The following is a 19,908-nucleotide window of genomic DNA, read 5'->3' as shown; positions in this document are numbered from 1 at the left end:
TTCGATGACGGTCATCTGCCGAGGTTGACCTTGCCGCTTCGCCATGGGAACGATGCGCGATGGCTTAGTCGAACAGGATAGCGCGATGAAGATCGAACCCTTTGGCGTCGAAATCTGGATGAATGAATGGGAAACCCGCTGCGCCTATAACCTTGCAGAGACTTGCGTCGAGAGCCTGAGTATCGCCGAGCTTTTGAAGCTTTCCGGCAAAAACTCGGATGATCTGTCTGAATTGCTTGGGATGAAGATGACCTATGGCGCGATCCGGGGCTCGGACCGGCTGCGCGATGCGATTTGTAACCTATATGACCAGCAAAAGCGTGAGAATGTCATCGTCACCCATGGCACGATCGGTGCCAACATGCTGGTCCACAAAACGCTGGTCGAGCGCGGCGACAAGGTGGTGGCCGTCGTGCCCACCTATCAGCAACACTATTCCATCCCTGCCAGCATCGGCGCGGAGGTGACGCAGATCCATTTACGGGCCGAGAACGCTTATTTGCCCGATCTTGAGGAGCTGCGCGCCGCCGTAACTCCGGGCACCAAACTGATTGCCATCAACAACCCCAACAACCCAACCGGTGCGGTGATGGATCGCGCGTTCCTGCTTGAGATCGTCGAAATCGTACGCTCCGCTGGAGCATGGTTGCTGTGTGATGAAGTCTATCGCGGTACTGGGCAAGAAGGTTCGGGCATGACGGATGCGGTTGCAGATCTTTATGAGAAAGGCATTTCAACCGCGGGCATGTCCAAGGCGTTTTCGCTGGCAGGGCTGCGACTGGGTTGGATTGCGGCCAACCCAGAATTGATCGAAGCGGTTTCGATCCATCGGGACTATGACACGATCTCGGTCGGCATGATCGACGACCATTTCGCCGCGCTTGCGCTGGAAAACCACGACAAGATTCTGGCGCGCAGCCACGCCATAACGCGCGGCAACCTCGCCATGCTGGAAGAATGGGTCGAAAGCGAGCCCAAAATCAGCTGGGTCAAACCCAAAGCAGGAACAACTGCACTTTTGCATTACGATGTCGACATGCCCTCGCGCGAGTTCTGTGTGAAACTGCTGCGGGAAACCGGCGTGATGTTCACGCCGGGCTCTGCCTTGGGTCTCGAAGGCTGTGTTCGGATCGGTTACGCCAATACTCCGTCGATCATTCGCGAAGGGCTGGAAAAAGTTTCCACCTTCCTTGCGAAGCTCGACTAGCGCCTCATCGACTGGCCGTTGTGGAACAGATGCACCTTTTCGGGTGCCGCCGTGACCGAGACGGTTTTTCCTCGCAGATTGCGCTGAACACCAGGTAGTTTTGCAATCACGGCTTCCCGTCCATCCGGGACTGCAAAGTAAAGCAGCGTAACCTCACCCAAAGCTTCGGTGAAATCCACCAAGCCGGAATAAATTGGTGTTCCATCAGTGATATTTAAGTCCTCAGGCCGGACACCGATATTGACCTTTTTGCCTTCGTCAGCGGCATCCGTCGGGATTGATGAGATTGCCACGCCGCCATCATCCAGCGTGACGGTTGTTGTCTCTCCTGTCGCGGTAATAGTCCCGGGCAGCAGGTTCATTGCTGGTGAGCCGATGAACTGCGCGACAAACTCGTTATCTGGCGTCTCATAGAGTTCCAGCGGCGTGCCAACCTGCGCAACTCCCTTATTGGCCAAAACCACAATGCGGCTGGCGAGTGTCATCGCCTCGACCTGATCGTGGGTGACGTAAATCATCGTGCTGTCGGGCATCGCCTCTTTCAGGCGTGCAATCTCGATCCGCGTCGCCACGCGCAGGGCAGCGTCGAGGTTCGAAAGCGGCTCGTCGAACAAATATACTTTGGGGTCGCGCACGATGGCACGACCGATGGCAACGCGCTGGCGTTGTCCACCAGACAATGCCTTGGGCAGGCGATCCAGCAGGGGTTCAAGCTGTAGAATCTGGGCCGCGCGCTCCACGGCGGCATCAACCTCAGCGCTCGGCATCTTCGCGATCTTGAGCGCGAAGGCCATGTTTTCGCGCACCGTCATATGCGGGTAAAGCGCATAGGACTGGAACACCATCGCGATGCCGCGTTGCGCAGGTGGCACATCGTTCACCACCTGCCCTTCGATCTCAAGCGTACCGCCAGTGATCTTTTCAAGGCCCGCGATCATCCTCAGCAAAGTGGATTTTCCGCAACCTGACGGGCCGACAAAGACAATCAGTTCGCCTTGCTCGATCTCGAGATCGATATGTTTCAGAACATCGACCGGACCATAGGATTTGGCCACATCCGTAAGCTTGAGTTCCGACATGGTTTACCTCTTTTCCCGAGCCAATAGACAGAATTGAGCGGCATCCAGCGTCACGTTGCCTTCCCCGCGAACGCCGCCCAACTCCTCCCCGATCACTTGCCAGTCACCTTCTGGCAGGGTCACGCCAACCGGACAGTCACCCAGATTGAAGGCGCAGAAGACCTGCTCGGCTTCATCCTCTCGGGTGAAGGTTAATACCGAACCGATTTGTGACATCCCTGTCTGCGCGCCGGACATCAGCGCTGAGTGCGCATGACGCAATGCAATCGCATGGCGGTAGTGGTGCAGCATCGACGCTGGATCTTTTTCCAACCGATCCACCGCCCGCTCGGCCTGCGCAGCGCTGACTGGCAACCAGGGACGGCTCGTGCTGAACCCGGATTGTTCGTCCTGTGCGGCCCAGACCATCGGAGTACGGCAGCCATCGCGACCTTTGAATTCCGGCCAGAATTCAATACCATAGGGGTCTTGCAAATCTTCGAACGCAACATCTGCCTCGGGCAGGCCCAGTTCCTCACCCTGATAAAGACAGGCTGAGCCACGCAGGCACATCATCAGAACGGCGTGCTGCCGGACAGCTGCATCGTCCAAACCCCAACGCGAAGCATGGCGTTGCACGTCGTGGTTTGAGAAGGCCCAGCATGGCCATGCATCACCCGCCTTGTCCTCAAGCTGGTCAAAAACCTGCTTTGCGTAAGCTGCCGTCAAAGCCCGCTTTTCGAGGAACTCGAAAGCATAACACATGTGCATCCGTTTATCGCCGCTGGTGTATTCGCCCATAATCTCAAGCCCGCGCTGCGCGTCGCCGACCTCACCCAGACAGGCGCGGCCCTCGTATTCGTCAGTCAGGGCGCGTAGCCTTTCCAGGAAGGCGATATTCTCGGGCTGACTTTTGGAATAGAGGTGATCCTGATGGTTATACGGGTTCACCATCGGCGCAATTGATGAGTTCCTCTGATCCATCGGCAGGCCCGGATTGTCACGTAGCTGGGCGTCGTGGAAATAGAAATTGATGGTGTCCAGACGGAAGCCGTCGACCCCCATATCCAGCCAGAAGCGCGCCACATCCAGCAGGGCATTCTGGACATCCTTGCAATGGAAGTTCAAATCTGGCTGCGAAGTCAGGAAGTTGTGCAGATAATACTGCAAACGCCGCGCATCCCACTGCCAAGCCGAACCGCCAAAAATCGATAACCAGTTATTCGGAGGTGTCCCGTCAGGCTTGGGATCGGCCCAGACATACCAATCGGATTTCGGATTATCTCGGCAGGTGCGGCTTTCACCAAACCACGGGTGCTGATCTGAGGTGTGGGATAGCACAAGATCGATCATCACCTTCAGCCCGTGTGCATGGGCCTCATCTAACAACTCTTTAAAGTCCGCCATAGTGCCGAACATTGGATCGACATCGCGGTAGTCGCTGACGTCATAACCGAAATCCTTCATCGGAGATTTGAAGAACGGCGAAATCCAGATTGCATCAACCCCTAGCGAGGCGATGTAGCCTAGCCGCTGGGTGATACCCTTTAAGTCTCCGATCCCGTCACCGTTGCTGTCCTGAAAGCTGCGCGGATAGATCTGATAGATCACCCCGCCCCGCCACCAATCTGACGCCGACTTGATTTTTTCGAATGCTGTCGCGTTGGTCTGCACGTTCATCACACGCCCTTATTTTACGGAACCGGCCAGCAAGCCGCGAACCAGATATTTCTGCATTGCAAAGAAGACTGCCAACGGCACCGCGATTGAGACAAACGCCGCCGTGGCCAAGATTTCCCAGTTACCGCCCCGCGTACCCAGCAGTTCGACGATACGGTTGGTCATTACCGTTGTCTGGCCGCTGGCATCGATCAGGAAGACTTTGGCAACCAGCAGATCGTTCCATGTCCAGAGGAACTGGAAGATCGCAAAGGATGCCAGTGCCGGAAAGCTAAGCGGCAGGATCAACTTGGTAAAAATCTGAAACTCGGTTGCGCCATCTACCCGGGCGTTCTCAATCAGGTCACGAGGCAGCCCGGCCATGTAGTTACGCAACAGGTAGATCGCCAATGGCATCCCGAACCCGGTATGGGCCATCCAGACCCCCAGGTATCCTTTGCCGATCCCGATATTGAGATGCAGTTTCAGCAACGGGATCAGCGCCAGCTGCAATGGCACCACCAATAGGCCAACCACCGCAGCGATCAGCAGGGCACGCCCCGGGAAATCCATCCATGCCAGCGCGTAAGCCGCAAATGCTGCGACAAGAATCGGGATAATCGTCGCCGGGATCGTCACCGTCAGGGTATTGAAGAACGCCTTGCCCATACTGTCGGAACTGCTTTCGTTGAAGAGAACATGGGCATAGTTTTCCAAGGTGAATTCAGGCGGCAGAGTAGTCGTCACAAACACGCGAGGGCCGCGCTTGCCCGAAAACTCTTCTGCGTTTTCCATCCGATAGTCACCGTTGGCCTGAACCGTGATCGTCCCGCCACGACGAAGCTCAGCCGTTTCGCCCGGAGCAAAGGCATCAATCGCACGGGAATTCACACCCCATCGCGAAATGTCCGAGGCCCGATCACCATCGAAGATATTGCCTTCGATCACATAGAGACCATCCTGCAAAACTTGTGTTTCAGGTGCCGCCGAGCGCAGAGTCAGGTTTTGTTCCGACGGGAAGAGCGCCCGCCACCAGCCGCTGCTGGATATCTGGTCCGCTGTTCTGAATGACGAGATCAACAAACCGAGTGTTGGGAAAACCCAAAGCACCACAAGCAGCACGACCGAGGCGTGAACGACCCATCTTAGGGCTGGGCGGGTTCCTGCAATATCGCTCATAACCCCGTCCTCCTACTGCATTTCTTTGCGCGCATTGCGCACGTTCCAGATCAGGATCGGCGTCACCAGCAACATGATCACCATGGCGGATGCCGATCCCACGCCCCAGTCATTGGCGCGGAACATCTTGTCGTACATGTAATTGGCCAGAACCTGGGTCTCCCACTGGCCGTTGGTCATCGCAAAAACGATGTCAAAGACCTTGAGGACCACGATGGTGATGGTGGTCCAGACCACCATGATCGTGGTTTTGATCTGCGGCACTTTGATCTTGAAGAAAATCTGGAACGGATTGGCCCCGTCCAGAATGGCGGCCTCGATGGTCTCTTCCGGGATGCCGCGCAGCGCGGCGGACAGAATGACCATGGCAAAGCCGGTTTGTATCCAGACCAGCACGATCATCAGGAAGAAATTGTTCCAGAAAGGCAGGGTCAGCCAGGTGTGCGTTTCGGTTCCACCAAAGAAGATGTAGATCGCGTTCAGGACGCCGATCTGATCCTGATCGGCCGGACGTGCATCATAGACCAGTTTCCAGATTACCGAGGCGCCAACGAAAGAAATCGCCATCGGCATGAAGATCAGCGACTTGGCGACGTTACCCCAGCGGATGCGATCCGTTAGCTGCGCCACGAGCAGGCCAAATGCGGTGGACATGGCAGGTACAACAATCAGCCAAAGCATGTTGTTGCGCATCGCCTCCCAGAATTTCGGCTCGGCTACCATCTGGGTATAGTTGTCAAAACCCGCCCATTCATATCCGCCTCCGGCTACGCGATCAGTCAGAGACAGGCGCAGCGTCTCAAACACCGGATAGGCAAGATAGACCCCAAGGGCGAGGATCGCGGGAAGCAGAAACAGCCAGGGCCGGATCATATTCGCGCGGTTGATATTGCGACCCGCGTTCGGTCCACGCGCAGGGAACAGGACTTTATCCAGAAATTGGTTGGACAGGTAGAAATAGCCCACGCATCCCGACACACCGATTACGATTGTCAGCAGGCCCTGAATTGCCGGATTCATGGCGTCCTCTCCCTTGCTAGGGTTTCGGGCAACCTGATTGAAAGGTTACCCGAAGGTTCAGCGGATTACTTGATTGCGTCCCAAGATGACTGGATTTCGCCGGTGACTTCTTCGGCGGATTTCCCGCCAGTATAGTCAACCATGCCGGTCCAGAACGTACCCGCACCCACGGCGCCCGGCATTAGGTCCGAGCCGTCGAAGCGGAAGGTGGTCGCGCCCAGTAGAATGTCACCCAGACCGCGCAGAGTATCATCCTTATAGGCTTCGGTGTTCACGCCCTTATGCGGGGTCAGGAATCCGGTTTGTGCCATCATGACTTCATGTGCAATCGGTTGCTTGAGGAACTCCATGAACGCGCTGGTCGCATCCGATGGATTGCTTACCGCCATCAGAGTACCGCCACCCAGAACCGGGTTACCCAAGTCCTTGTCTGCGAAAGACGGCATGTAAAAGAAATCTGCATCCAGGCCGAACTCGACATCTTCGGGGAAGAAGGCCGGAACAAAGGACGCCTGACGGTGCATGTAGCACTGGGGCGGCGATGAGAACATGCCTTTGGGGCTGTCGCGGAAGTCAGTCGAGGCGACAGCATCTGACCCACCCGAGACCTTGGCGTCATCACGCGCAAACCAGCCAAACTCTTCGATTGCGGCGATAACGCGCGGATCATCAAACGGAATCTCGTTTGTCACCCACTGGTCGTAAACCTCGGGCGGCTGAGTCCGCAGCATCATGTCTTCAACCCAGTCGGTCGCGGGCCAACCGGTGGCGGCACCCGATCCCAGGCCAATGCACCACGGGGTTTCGCCATCGGCGACGATCTGCTCGGTCAGGGCCTTCAGTTCTTCCATGCTCGTCGGCACTTCGTATCCGGCATCCTCGAAGTTTTCCGGGTTATACCAGACCAGAGACTTGACGTTCACATTGTAGAAGAAGCCATACATCTGGTCATTGCCGTCGGCGTCTTTGTAAGTGCCAAGATCAACCCAGGAATCGCCAGCCGCATAATTGTCACCAACCCAGGCCGCCATATCTTCACCCAGCGGTGTCAGCTGCCCTTTGGATGCCATGATCGCCGCCAGTCCTGGCTGCGGGAAGACCGCGATATTGGGGGCTGATCCTGCCTCGGCATCGATAACGATCTGCTGCTCGAAACTGTCGGAACCGGTATAGATCACATCTGCGCCAGTCGCCTCTTCGAAATAGGCAATCATGTTGTTGAAGTAACCGTCTTCCGGGGTCAGCCACGGACCAAAAATCGTGACCGTCTGACCGCTCAGATCCGGGGCGCTTTCGGCCCAGGCATTATAGCTGTCCCAGTTGAACGGCCCCTCGCCCGGCGCGAAGACCAAATCTTGTGCTTGTACCGACCCGGCCAGCAGAGCGATCGCCGCCGCACCCGAATAAAGTGCGTGTCTCATGAGTTCTCCTCCCAATATTTTCGGCGCAAACGAGATTCGTTTTCAAAGCGCTTTGGATGCGGTACTTTATCCGCTAACATTCAGATCCTGTCAATATCTCGCCTGCTAACCCCTAAAAAACTGCCATTCTAAGGCATTCTCTCGAAACATGTTGACTGAGCCAGGTTTTCACAACAAAACAAATGGGAATTAATTTGAAGGCGCTTTGAGTGAAATGAACCTAAAGCAACTCTCTGAGATACTCGGCCTTTCACAAACAACCGTCAGCCGCGCGCTGAACGGTTACCCGGAGGTCAGCGAAGGGACGCGCATCCGGGTTCAGGCTGCCGCGAACAAGCATGGTTACCGCCCCAACAGCCGCGCCAAGGGGCTGGCGACAGGGCGGTCTATGGTCATCGGCCATGTGATTCCCACCTCGTCCCGGCACGAAATGGTCAATCCGATTTTCGGAGATTTTGTGGCAGGCGCAGCCAAAACCTATGCGGCGAACAATTATGACATGATGTTCACGCACGCGCCGGACACATCAATTGAAGAATCCTATCGCAGCCTGTTCAATCGGGGCGTCGTAGACGGCGTGGTCCTGCAAGGCCCCAAGGTACGAGAGCCGCGCATCTCGGTATTATCGCGCCTCGGCGTGCCCTTCATTGTTCATGGCCGGTCGACCTACGCCAAAGAGCCCTATGATTGGATCGATGTGAACAACCAGCGTTCATTCGAACGCGCTACTCGGTTTTTGATCGATCTGGGCCATCGGCGCATCGCCTTGATCAACGGGCTCGAGGAAATGGATTTCGCGCGTCGGCGGAGGAACGGCTATCTGGCGGCGCTCAAAGAAGCCGGGATCGCGCCTGATCCAAACCTACTGCGCAGCGCTGAGATGACCGAGATTTATGGGCATCAGACAGCCTGCGACATGCTGAAGCTCGACGACCCGCCAACAGCAATTTTGGCCTCTTCGATTATCTCTGCGGTTGGAGTCCGGCGCGCACTGGAAGAAAGCGGCCTGAAAATGGGGCGCGATATCTCGGTGATCGCTCATGATGACGAGTTGTCATACATGCGCAATGGTATGGATGTTCCAATTTTCACCGCAACGCGCTCGTCGGTCAGACACGCGGGCGAGTTGGCTGCCGAAATGCTGATCGAGCGGATCAACGCTCCGGATGACCCACCCAAAACGCGCTTGCTGGAGGCTGAACTTGTCGTCGGCAGCTCGACGGGGCCAGCCCCACAAAGGATGTGAGATGAAGTACAAACGCGCAGATTTCCCGCCAGATTTTCAGTTTGGCGTGGCGACATCGGCCTATCAGATCGAGGGACACGCCAATGGGGGCGCAGGCAAGACCCATTGGGACAGTTTCGCCGCAACTCCAGGTAACGTCGCCAATGCGGAAAACGGAGATTTGGCCTGCGATCACTATAACCGGTTCGAACAGGATCTGGATCTGATCCGGGGCGCAGGCTTCGACTGTTACCGTTTTTCAACCAGTTGGGCGCGCGTGCTGCCCGAAGGGCGCGGACCGATCAATCAGCAAGGCTTGGATTTCTATGATCGCCTGACCGATGCGCTGATTGAACGCGGCATCAAACCCTGCGCAACGCTGTATCACTGGGAACTCCCGTCACCACTCGCCGATCTGGGCGGTTGGCGAAACCGGGATATCGCGAATTGGTTTGCAGACTTCACCGAGATCATCATGGGCCGCATAGGCGATCGGATGTTCAGCGTCGCACCTGTGAACGAGCCTTGGTGCGTAAGCTGGCTGAGCCATTTCGAAGGCCAACATGCCCCCGGCTTGCGCGACATCCGGGCGTCCGCGCGCGCGATGCACCACGTGCTGCTGGCCCATGGTCGCGCAATCGAAACTATGCGCGGATTGGGCATGTCGAACCTTGGCGCAGTGTTCAACCTTGAATGGGCGGAACCTGCTGACGACAGCGATGAGGCACAGACTGCGGCGGCGCTTTACGACGGGATTTACAACCGCTTTTTCCTGGGCGGCGCATTCAAGAAATCCTACCCTCAGAATGTTCTGGAAGGATTGGAGCCGCATCTGCCGGACAAGTGGCAGGATGATTTCGACACGATAGCTGCACCTGTCGATTGGTGTGGGCTCAATTACTATACGCGCAAGTTGATAACGCGCGCAGATACGTCTTGGCCTTCCTTGACCGACGTCCCTGGCCCCTTGCCAAAAACGCAAATGGGGTGGGAAATTGATCCGGCAGCCCTGTCCCGTTTCCTGATCCGGACCGCGCAAGAGTATACTGGGGACCTGCCTATCTACGTGACCGAAAATGGCATGGCGAGCGCAGAACGTCAAAACGACGCTGACAGAATTGACTACTTGAACCAGCATCTTGCCGAAGTGTGTAACGCCCTGGACCACGGCGTTCCGATCAAGGGATATTTCATCTGGTCCCTTCTCGACAATTACGAGTGGGCGCTGGGATATGAAAAACGGTTCGGGCTGGTCGATGTAGATTTTGAGACGCTGGAAAGAAGGCCAAAGGATTCCTACCGCGCGTTGCAGGCCGCATTGGTCCGGGATCAGTCTGGTTGACCGTCAAGCTTTGCTACTGCGGGCACACGCCGGTTCAGTTTGGCACCTTCAAATGTGGCGTTTGGCGTTCCACCGTAAGGTTCTGTGTGGCCGAGGATGACGTCAGCTCAACAAACAAGCGCTCGGCGCGCGCAAACCGTTCGAAATAGGTGAACTGAATTGAATTCACTAACGACGGCTCCTGACACTGCACCAGATAATCGGCCTGAAATTCGGTGTGATGCACGGCATTATCGCTGACTTGCCCCTCATCCTGAACGAAGACATCACCAACAAGCGCGACATTGGCCGTTGTAGTCACACACCCCGCTTCAGGCGGCACCTCAAAGATCTCAAGCGGTTTAGAAAGGTCCGAGATTGCGACGGCAACATCCGCCCTCTCATCTTCGTTCTCGGCAGTGTGTTCGAACCCAACAATATCTACGCCTGGCACTTCAAGCGTCAGGCTAAATCCGGTTTCAACGAATGAAATTGCCATATGACCCGCGCCATGAGTATGCGCTTCGATGGCGGTCTCTGCCTGCGCCATCAGCGCGGCTGGTATTAGCGCAAGAACAACGGCCGCGCGTTTCATTCTGTTCACCATTAACCAAACAAACCGTAGGGCATTTTAATACAATTGCGCCTCAGCGCAATGTTCGCCGGGTTCATCGGGCTCCCCAGATATGGTTAGTCAGAAATAGGAATAATACCCGACAATAAAACTCAGGTTGACATTGCCGACTATTTCACTAAGAAATTGCCCCGTCCAGCCCCGCTGTGCCTGCCGGGGTCCGAATCCCGCTAAGAAAGAAAAGTGTTCCACATGACCAGATTGTTCAACGCGGCCAGTGCCCTGACCTTGTGTATCGCAAGTACAGCTGTCGCCGAGGCCCCGTCCAAAGCCGATGTTCTGACCACATATTCCAACATCGCCGAAGCCAAATATGACGACAGTCTGATTGCAGCAAAGAATCTGCAAGCTGCCGTCAACGCCCTGATTGCTAGCCCATCCGATGCCACTCTGAACACCGCACGTGCCGCATGGGTCGCCGCGCGCGTGCCGTATCAGCAGACCGAGGTTTATCGCTTTGGAAACGCCATCGTCGACGATTGGGAAGGCAAGGTGAACGCATGGCCTCTGGACGAGGGCATGATAGACTATGTGGATTCCTCCTACGGCGGCCCCAGCGATGAGAACGAGTTTGCCGCGCTGAACATCATCGCCAACCCCAGCTTTGATCTGTCTGGCGAGACCATCGACGCCAGCGAAATTACCCCTGCCCTGCTGTCGGATACGCTGCATGAGGCTGACGGGATCGAGGCGAACGTCGCCACCGGCTATCACGCCATCGAATTCCTGCTGTGGGGTCAGGACCTGAACGGCCACGGCACGGGCGCAGGAAGTCGTCCTTATACCGATTATCTAGTTGGTGACGGCTGTACAGGTGGCAACTGCGATCGCCGCGCCCAGTATCTGAAAGCGGCAACCGATCTGCTGATTAGTGATCTGGAATGGATGACTGCCCAGTGGGCCGAAGATGGTGACGCACGTGCCGCTCTTGCCGCAAATGAAACTGCTGGCGTTAGTGCGATCCTAACCGGCATGGGTTCGCTGTCCTACGGCGAGCAGGCGGGTGAGCGTATGCGCCTCGGCCTGATGTTGAACGACCCCGAGGAAGAGCAGGACTGCTTCTCGGACAACACCCACAACAGCCATTACTATGACGGCCTGGGCATCCAGAATGTGTATTTGGGCAGCTATACCCGCATCGATGGCACGCCTGTTTCGGGTGCATCCCTATCGGATCTGGTGACCGCAGCTGATCCGACGCTTGATACAGAGATGAAAGCCAAGCTGGCCAACACCATGCTGGCGCTAGGCCGTATCAAATCAACCGCCGAAGCGGGTTTTGCGTATGACCAGATGCTGGAACGCGGCAATGAAGGTGGCGAAGCGCTGATTATGGGTGGCGTCAATGGACTGGTCGATCAGACCAAGACCATCGAACGCATCGTGACCGTGCTGGAGCTTGACCAGATCGATTTCGAAGGCTCGGACAGCTTGGATAACCCTGACGCGGTATTCCAATAGGTATCATGGCCGGGCGCATTTTTAGTGCTCTCGGCCTTTCTCAACATCGAGTGTGGCGTCTTGGCACTGGACGCGCCCTCAATAACCCACTATTTCACTAGGAAATAGCATACCCCGACTGAGTCGCCATGATCGTTTGCCAATGCACCAACATCTCTGACCACGACATCCGAGCGGCGATCGATTGGATGCGCACGGCAGACCCACAGACCATCATCACTCCCGGCAAGATCTATCATGCCCTTGGCAAGTCAGCGGATTGCGGCGGATGTATGCCGCTTTTCCTAGACACAATGCGCGCAGACGATAATCTTAAAGTCCCCATGCAGCTTCGGTCGTTACGATCCGAAGTATCACAGGAGAAAGCACATGAAGGGCGATCCCAAGGTCATAGAATACCTCAACAAATCACTGCGGCATGAACTGACGGCGGTCAGCCAGTACTGGCTACATTACCGCCTGCAAGAGGATTGGGGGCTTGGCCATATGGCCAAGAAAAGCCGTGAGGAATCCATCGAGGAAATGGGCCATGCAGACAAGCTGATCGAGCGGATCATCTTTCTGGAGGGCCACCCCAACCTGCAGAAACTTGACCCACTCCGCATCGGGCAGACCCCGAAAGAAACACTGGAATGCGATCTAGCCGCCGAACAAGACGCGCGGGCGCTTTATGTCGAAGCGCGGGAATACTGCCGCGAGGCCGGCGACTATGTGTCCATGGGCCTGTTCGAAGAATTAATCAGCGACGAAGAAGGACATATCGACTTCCTCGAAACGCAGCTCGACCTTTATGAAAGGATTGGCGAAGCCAATTATGCGCAACTTAACGCATCCAAGATGGACGAAGGCGAGTAAGCTTGCCCTTGCATCGGTGGCCGCACTCACGGCCACCTCTTCCCAAGCCACCGAGCTGCGGGACTCTCATCTAAATTTCCTTCCAAGAACTGCCGAAGAACGCGCCCGGATCGACGCTGTCACAGCTACGCCGGACGACTTCAGTGTGCCGCAACGGTTCGAAGAACTGTCCGCTGGTGCTGCGACCGTGCGGGCGCGCACTGATGCGGACGCGTTTTCTCAGCCCTCCGCCAATTTAAGCTTCGAACAGGAGCTGGACTTCAAAGTCGGCAACGGGTTGTTCAAAAAGATCTGGGTCTCGTCTCCGTCGTCCACTCTGGCTTCGGACGGTTTGGGTCCGCTATACAACGCCCGCTCGTGTCAGCGCTGTCACATCAAGGACGGGCGCGGTCATACGCCTAACGGCCCGGATGACAATGCCGTCTCGATGTTCCTGAGAGTTTCGGTTCCCGGCAAGCCAGAGGGCGCGCCTGCTGAGATCGAAGACTATATCGCCACCCTGCCTGACCCGAATTATGGCACTCAGCTGCAGGATTTCGCGCTGGCAGGCCATCCCGCAGAATATCGGCTGGACATCACGTATGAGGAAGTCCCCGTCGCGCTGTCCGATGGCGAAACGGCCTCGCTCCGCCGCCCCAGCTATAAGGCCGCCGATTTAGGCTATGGCCCGCTGCACCCGGACGCAATGCTTAGCCCTCGAGTTGCGCCGCAGATGATCGGACTGGGGTTGCTGGAATCAATTCCGGTTGAGGACTTGCTGGCCAAAGCCGATCCTGATGACGAAGATGGCGATGGTATCTCGGGCCGTCCGAACATCGTATGGTCGACGGAATTTGGCGAACCAATGATGGGCCGCTTTGGTCACAAGGCCGGGATGCCCACGGTGATGGAGCAATCGGCGGCGGCCTTCGCAGGTGATATCGGCGTATCAAGTCCGCTTTACCCCGCGCCGTACGGCGATTGCACCGAATTGCAGGCCAACTGCATTGATGCTCCGCACGGAGACAACGATGCGCGGGGATTCGAGATTGACGCAATTGGCATGGACCTCGTCGCCTTCTACAGCCGCAATCTCGGTGTTCCGGCGCGCCGAGACACCGATGACCCTGAAGTGCTGCGCGGGAAAGAAGTGTTTCTTGCCTCGGGCTGCGCATCCTGCCACACGCCTGCTTATGTCACCCACAGGATGCCCGATAGGCCCGAACAGAGCTTCCAGCTTATCTGGCCCTATACCGACCTGCTGTTGCACGACATGGGCGAGGGTCTGGCCGATAATCGCCCCGAGGCCCGCGCAACGGGCCGCGAATGGCGTACGCCGCCTTTGTGGGGCATCGCCCTGACACAGCGCGTCTCGGGCCACACCCAATTCCTGCACGATGGTCGCGCGCGATCCCTGCTTGAAGCCATCCTTTGGCACGGTGGCGAGGCGCAGGCCGCCCGTGACACGGTTGTTTCAATGCCAAAAGCCGACCGCGACGCTCTGATCCGCTTTCTTGGGAGCCTCTGACCCATGCGTAGCCTTACTTTCGCCGCCGCCCTGCTGGTGCCCTTGGGCGCCTTTGCTCAGGATCGAGCTCCGATTTTGATGGATGTGACCGAAACGCATATTCTACCGCGCTTTGCAGAGCTGGCTGACGCAACCGGTGCTTTGTCGACCACAGCCCAAACAGATTGCGAACCGGAGTCAGACGACCTGCGCGCTGATTACGCCACGGCATTCGATAGCTGGATTTCGGCCAGCCATTTACGTTTTGGGCCGTCCGAGGCTGACGATCGCGCCTTTGCGCTGGCTTTCTGGCCAGATACCAAAGGGTTCACGCCCAAAACCTTGTCCCGACACATCGCCAGTGAAGACACTGCCGTCGACGACCCCGATGCCTTTGCCGAAACCTCAATCGCCGGGCGCGGCTTTTTTGCATTGGAACGAATGCTCTTTGATCCAGCGATGACAGAACAAGGAAGCGCCGACTATCGTTGCGCGCTTATCCGCGCCATCACCACTGATATCAACCGAAATGCCGTCACAATCAACACGGACTGGCAAAGCTACGCACCACGACTGACGCAGCCGGGGGACAACAGCCCCTATCGCACGGGCGATGAGGCAATGCAGGAGCTGTTCAAGGCGCTTACAACGGGGTTAGAGTTCACAGCCGACACACGCATTGGACGCCCTTTAGGAACATTCGAACGTCCGCGCCCGAACCGTGCTGAAGCGCGGCGGTCCAAGCGGTCGTTGCATCATGTCACGCTGTCTCTGATCGCCCTGCGTGACTTGGCCGCCCGTCTGTCCTTTGACCACCCCGAGATTGCTGCAGATCTGGATGCCGGTTTCGCGCGGGCCATCGACCGGGCTCAATCACTGGACGACCCCGCCCTCGCCGGTGTTGCGACACCGCAAGGTCGCGTCCGCATCGAAGCGCTGCAGCAATCGATCAACGACATTCGCGAGATCGCCGCGACCGAGCTTGGCCCGACGCTCGGCATCAGCGCCGGATTCAACTCACTGGATGGGGATTGACCATTGACGAACCGCCGCGAATTTCTTGCTGGCCTTGGTGCCGCCAGTCTTGCTTCGGTGCCGGGCTGGGCGTCCGTCGGCGCGCCCCGCTATCTGGCCGCTGCCTTATTCCCAGATGGTAGCTACCGCCTGTCCGGCCTGGATAACTCGGGCGCAGTTTTGTTCGCTATACCGCTACCCGCGCGCGGGCACGCCGCCGCGGCCCATCCGTTCAAAGCCCAAGCGGTCGCCTTTGCCCGCCGCCCCGGGACCTTTGCAATTGTAATTGATTGTAAAGACGGCTCTGTCCTAAAGCGGCTGGAGGCACCCAATGGCCGCCACTTCTACGGGCATGGTGCATTCTCGGCTGATGGAACACGGTTCTTCACAACCGAAAACGACTATGAGGCCGTAGAAGGTGTGGTTGGCGTCTGGGACGCGATCAGCTTCGCACGGCTGGGAGAGTTCTCGTCAGGTGGGATAGGCCCCCACGACATGCGCTTGCTGCCCGGTGGCGACATACTGGTCATCGCCAATGGTGGCATCGAGACACACCCCGACAGCGGTCGGACCAAGCTAAATCTGCCAACGATGCAGCCCAACCTGAGCTATCTCGACATTTCGGGTTCGATATTGGAGCAAGTGGATCTACCCCGCGCGCTGCACAAAAACTCGATCCGCCATCTTGCGGTGCGTGACGATGGTCTAGTGGGTTTTGCAATGCAATGGCAAGGCAGCCAGACCAAGTACCCTGCCCTTCTGGGGCTTCATCAAAGGGGCGAAAAGCCTCGCCTTTTGTCAGCGCCCGAAACGCAGCAAAGAGAGTTGCAAGGGTATGCTGGCAGCATTGCCTTTTCCACCGATGGCCAATCGGTTGCGATCACCTGTCCGCGAGGCGATGCATTGCACCGCTTCGACGTAAATAGCGGAACATTCATCGAAGCTTTAGTGTTCGAAGATGTTTGCGGTTTAGGCGCCGGCAAGGCTGGGTTGGCGTTTACCACCGGAACCGGTGCATTTGGCGCTCTGACGACCACCGGCGCCGAAATCACCGCGCGGTCGGATTGCCAGTGGGACAACCACCTGATCCCGATCCGTACATACGGCTAGAATTCAGCAGCGAACCCTCTCACAGTTTACACTTGGACGAATCAAACCGCTGCCGTATTGGCAGGCGCTAAACCAGCACACCCAAGTTAAGGACTGATCTGATTGAAACAGACGCCCGACGCACCGCATTCCATCTACGGGGTTGAGAAATGGGGCCATGGCCTCATTGAGGTGACAGAATGGGGCGAGATAGCTCTGCGCAATCCGATGGCCCCCGAAGCCGAGGCAATCAGCCTGCCGGGTATCCTCAGCGATCTGGACGACCGGGGGATCAAAGCCCCGATGGTCTTGCGTGTTGCGTCTTATCTAGAGCATGAAATCGCGCACCTGAACGAGAGCTTTGCCGAGGCAATCGCGCGCGTAAACTATAAGGGCCACTATCGCGGTGTTTTTCCGATCAAGGTGAACCAACAGGCGCAGGTGGTCGACCGGATCGTCGAGTTCGGCAAGAAATACAATTATGGCCTTGAAGCAGGATCAAAACCTGAACTGGTGCTGGCCCTGGCCCATCGCCTGGCCCCCGAAGCGCTGATCGTCTGCAATGGCGTCAAGGATGCTGAATTCATCCAATTGGCGATCCTGTCTCGCAAGATCGGGTTCAACACCGTCATCGTGCTGGAAAGCCCAAAAGAGGCCAATACCGTCATCGAGGTCTATAACCAACTGGGGATCGAGCCCCTAATAGGCGTTCGGGTCAAATTGACCAATCAGATCAGCGGCAAATGGGAAGAAAGTTCGGGCGACCGTTCCGCCTTTGGAATGAACACCGACCAGCTTGTTGCCACCGTGGACAAGCTGAAAGCGGCGGGATTGCTGCACTGCCTCAAGCTACAACATTCGCATCTGGGTTCACAGGTGCAAGACGTTAACGATGTGCGCCGCGCTGTTGGCGAGGCATGCCGGTATTACACCGAACTCTCGCGTGAAGGTGTGCCACTCAGCTACCTGGATCTCGGCGGCGGCATGGGGGTGGATTACACGGGCGAAAAAAAGGCCGCGGAAAACTCGATCAACTACACGGTCGAGGAATATTGCGCCAACGTAGTCGAAACCGTGGCTTACGCCATGGACGAGGCTGAAATCGATCATCCCACGCTTATCACCGAAAGCGGCCGTGCGGTTGTTGCGACGTCGTCCATGCTGGTCTTCAACGTGTTGGAAAGCACACTCTACGACGCCCCGGACGGACCAATGGCCGAGCCCGATGACCACCACATGGTTTCGGACCTCGCCGCAGTACACGGCTATCTCAGCAAAGATCGTCTGCAGGAATGCTGGAACGACGCAACCTTCTATCGCAATGAATTGCGCGCGCTTTTTAGACGCGGGTATGTCGACCTGCGCCAGATGGCCCGGGCCGAGCGCATCTACCTGTCCCTTATGGCCCGTCTCAAGGCCTTGGCGGCAAGTGATGATCTGGACACGGAAGTGGATGACCAGCTTGAGAAGGTCGCAGACATCTACCATTGCAACTTCTCGCTGTTCCAATCCCTCCCCGATGTCTGGGCCATCGACCAATTGCACCCGATCGTGCCGCTGCAAAGCCTGAATGAAACACCAGACCGACGCGCGGTCCTGTCCGACATCACCTGCGACAGCGACGGAAAGATCGACCGATTCATACTGGCCGACGGCGTGTCCCCCAGCCTGCCAGTGCATTCGCTGCCCGAAGAAGGCGAGTATTTCATGGGCGTCTTCTTCGTTGGCGCCTATCAGGAAACACTTGGCGACCTGCACAATCTGTTCGGCGACACCAATGTCGTCACCATCGACCTGCGCACCGACGGTGGCTTCGACTTGCTGCATGAACAAGAGGGCGACACTATTTCTCAAGTCTTGTCTTATGTGGAATTCGACCCGCAAGACTGTGTCGCCGCGTTCCGCAAAATGGTGGACGAGGCGATTTCGACCGGTACTCTGCAAGCCAAGGACCGAAAAACCCTGATGAGCGCCTATCGCGACTCGATCAACGGCTACACCTATTACGAATAACCCCTTGAGAGGAGACTATCCCATGGGCAAAACACTGGTTGTCGGCGCGGGCGGCGTGTCCCACGCAGCCGTGCACAAAATGGCGATGAATTCGGACATCTTTACCGAGATCACGCTGGCCAGCCGCACGAAATCGAAATGCGACGCCATCGCAGCGGCCGTTAAGGACCGCGTCGGTGTGGACATCGCGACTGCCGAGTTGGACGCCTACAAGGTTGAAGATACAGTCAAACTGATCAAAGAAACGGGTGCAGAAATCCTCGTAAACCTGGCCCTGCCGTATCAGGATCTGGTTCTGATGGACGCGTGTCTTGAGGCCGGCATCCACTATCTCGACACCGCGAACTATGAGCCCGAGGACGAGGCCAGGTTCGAATACCACTGGCAATGGGCCTATCAAAAACGGTTCAAAGAGGCTGGTTTGACTGCCATCCTCGGCTCGGGCTTCGATCCGGGTGTTACATCCGTCTTCGCCAAATGGCTGAAGAAGCACAAGTTGGATACGATCCGTCAGATCGATGTGTTGGACGCGAATGGCGGCAGCAACGATCAAGAATTCGCCACCAACTTCAACCCGGAAATCAACCTGCGCGAAGTGCTGGCCGAGGTGCGCCATTGGGAAAACGGCGCATGGCAGCACAGCCCGGCGATGACCCACAAGGTCGAGTTCGACTTCCCCGCCATCGGCCCCAAGAACATGTACCTGATGTATCACGAGGAACTGGAGTCGCTCAGCACCCATTTCCCCGAGATTGAGCGCGCCCGCTTCTGGATGACCTTCGGCGACGCCTACATCACCCACGCCAAGGTGCTGGAAAACGTCGGTATGACTCGCATTGACCCGGTGATGCATGACGGCAAGGAGATCATCCCGATTCAGTTCCTGAAAACCCTGCTGCCCGATCCTGGCGATCTGGGCGCGGAGACCAAGGGCAAAGCCTGCATCGGTGACATCGCCACAGGTCAGGCCAAGGACGGCTCGGGCGAAAAGACCTATTATATCTACAACATCTGCGATCACGAGGAATGCTATGCCGAGGTCGGCAGCCAAGCCGTCAGCTATACCACCGGCGTCCCCGCCATGATCGGTGCGGCGCAGGTGCTGAAAGGCAACTGGACCCAGCCGGGCGTGTGGAACATGGAACAGCTCGACCCGGACGACTTCATGGACATGCTGAACACCCACGGCCTGCCGTGGCAGGTCCACGAACTCGACGGTCCCGTCGATTTCTGATCCGCATCAGCTTCATCTGGCTATAAATATCT

General features: G+C 57.0%; 17 protein-coding genes. 11 read left to right on the top strand and 6 right to left on the bottom strand.

The window, feature by feature from the left end; all coding sequences use genetic code 11:
• Positions 1-85: 85 nt before the first annotated feature.
• Positions 86-1,207, top strand: a complete 1,122-nt coding sequence (locus ACR0DE_RS05975) for an aminotransferase (protein WP_480752295.1) — start codon at positions 86-88, stop codon at positions 1,205-1,207.
• Here ACR0DE_RS05975 and ACR0DE_RS05970 read toward each other — a convergent pair.
• From ACR0DE_RS05970 to ACR0DE_RS05950, 5 genes are all read right to left on the bottom strand, one after another.
• Positions 1,204-2,286, bottom strand: a complete 1,083-nt coding sequence (locus tag ACR0DE_RS05970) for a sn-glycerol-3-phosphate ABC transporter ATP-binding protein UgpC (protein ID WP_170392556.1) — start codon at positions 2,284-2,286, stop codon at positions 1,204-1,206. The two genes, ACR0DE_RS05975 and ACR0DE_RS05970, sit on opposite strands and share 4 nt — an antisense overlap.
• A 3-nt stretch (positions 2,287-2,289) precedes the next feature.
• Positions 2,290-3,945 carry an alpha-glucosidase gene (locus tag ACR0DE_RS05965; protein WP_480752294.1) on the bottom strand — a complete coding sequence of 552 codons (1,656 nt, stop codon included), beginning with the start codon at positions 3,943-3,945 and terminating at the stop codon, positions 2,290-2,292.
• A 9-nt stretch (positions 3,946-3,954) separates the two neighbouring features.
• Complete coding sequence (locus ACR0DE_RS05960; protein WP_480752293.1) at positions 3,955-5,103, bottom strand: carbohydrate ABC transporter permease; 1,149 nt, start codon at positions 5,101-5,103, stop codon at positions 3,955-3,957.
• A gap of 12 nt (positions 5,104-5,115) precedes the next feature.
• Positions 5,116-6,123: a carbohydrate ABC transporter permease gene (locus tag ACR0DE_RS05955; protein ID WP_170402173.1), complete on the bottom strand. Its 1,008-nt coding sequence runs from the start codon at positions 6,121-6,123 to the stop codon at positions 5,116-5,118.
• 65 nt (positions 6,124-6,188) lie between these two features.
• Complete coding sequence (locus ACR0DE_RS05950; protein ID WP_170512843.1) at positions 6,189-7,544, bottom strand: ABC transporter substrate-binding protein; 1,356 nt, start codon at positions 7,542-7,544, stop codon at positions 6,189-6,191.
• Between the two features lie 214 nt (positions 7,545-7,758).
• On the opposite strand from ACR0DE_RS05950, the gene ACR0DE_RS05945 reads away from it, so the two are divergent.
• Together ACR0DE_RS05945 and ACR0DE_RS05940 are read left to right on the top strand one after the other, a co-directional pair.
• Positions 7,759-8,790 (top strand): LacI family DNA-binding transcriptional regulator, encoded by a 1,032-nt coding sequence (locus ACR0DE_RS05945; protein WP_223116909.1) that lies wholly within the window; start codon positions 7,759-7,761, stop codon positions 8,788-8,790.
• Between the two features lies 1 nt (position 8,791).
• Positions 8,792-10,111 (top strand): GH1 family beta-glucosidase, encoded by a 1,320-nt coding sequence (locus tag ACR0DE_RS05940; RefSeq protein ID WP_480752292.1) that lies wholly within the window; start codon positions 8,792-8,794, stop codon positions 10,109-10,111.
• A gap of 34 nt (positions 10,112-10,145) precedes the next feature.
• On the opposite strand, the gene ACR0DE_RS05935 is transcribed toward ACR0DE_RS05940, so the two are convergent.
• Entirely contained in the window at positions 10,146-10,685 is a 540-nt protein-coding gene (locus tag ACR0DE_RS05935) for a ZrgA family zinc uptake protein (protein ID WP_170392563.1), read from the bottom strand.
• 231 nt (positions 10,686-10,916) lie between these two features.
• Here ACR0DE_RS05935 and ACR0DE_RS05930 point away from each other — a divergent pair, with 231 nt between their 5' ends.
• The 8 genes from ACR0DE_RS05930 to ACR0DE_RS05895 all read left to right on the top strand — a co-directional run bounded on the left by ACR0DE_RS05930 (position 10,917) and on the right by ACR0DE_RS05895 (position 19,876).
• Positions 10,917-12,185, top strand: coding sequence for an imelysin family protein (locus tag ACR0DE_RS05930; RefSeq protein ID WP_480752291.1), 1,269 nt, complete (start codon positions 10,917-10,919; stop codon positions 12,183-12,185).
• A gap of 128 nt (positions 12,186-12,313) precedes the next feature.
• Positions 12,314-12,607 carry a (2Fe-2S)-binding protein gene (locus tag ACR0DE_RS05925; RefSeq protein WP_170625132.1) on the top strand — a complete coding sequence of 98 codons (294 nt, stop codon included), beginning with the start codon at positions 12,314-12,316 and terminating at the stop codon, positions 12,605-12,607.
• Positions 12,555-13,040: a bacterioferritin gene (gene bfr, locus ACR0DE_RS05920; RefSeq protein ID WP_170392566.1), complete on the top strand. Its 486-nt coding sequence runs from the start codon at positions 12,555-12,557 to the stop codon at positions 13,038-13,040. Before ACR0DE_RS05925 ends, bfr begins: the two co-directional genes overlap by 53 nt.
• Entirely contained in the window at positions 13,000-14,547 is a 1,548-nt protein-coding gene (locus ACR0DE_RS05915; protein ID WP_480752290.1) for a di-heme oxidoreductase family protein, read from the top strand. The genes bfr and ACR0DE_RS05915 overlap by 41 nt, the downstream gene beginning before the upstream one ends.
• A 3-nt stretch (positions 14,548-14,550) precedes the next feature.
• Positions 14,551-15,561: an imelysin family protein gene (locus ACR0DE_RS05910; protein WP_480752289.1), complete on the top strand. Its 1,011-nt coding sequence runs from the start codon at positions 14,551-14,553 to the stop codon at positions 15,559-15,561.
• Between the two features lie 3 nt (positions 15,562-15,564).
• Positions 15,565-16,650: a DUF1513 domain-containing protein gene (locus ACR0DE_RS05905; RefSeq protein WP_480752288.1), complete on the top strand. Its 1,086-nt coding sequence runs from the start codon at positions 15,565-15,567 to the stop codon at positions 16,648-16,650.
• Positions 16,651-16,752: 102 nt separating this feature from the next.
• Entirely contained in the window at positions 16,753-18,642 is a 1,890-nt protein-coding gene (gene speA / locus ACR0DE_RS05900) for a biosynthetic arginine decarboxylase (protein ID WP_480752287.1), read from the top strand.
• 22 nt (positions 18,643-18,664) lie between these two features.
• On the top strand, positions 18,665-19,876 hold the full coding sequence (locus ACR0DE_RS05895) for a saccharopine dehydrogenase family protein (RefSeq protein WP_480752286.1): 1,212 nt from the start codon (positions 18,665-18,667) through the stop codon (positions 19,874-19,876).
• Positions 19,877-19,908: the final 32 nt, after the last annotated feature.

The organism is Ruegeria sp. C10 (assembly GCF_056537805.1).
This window is presented reverse-complemented; position numbering and strand designations above follow the sequence as displayed.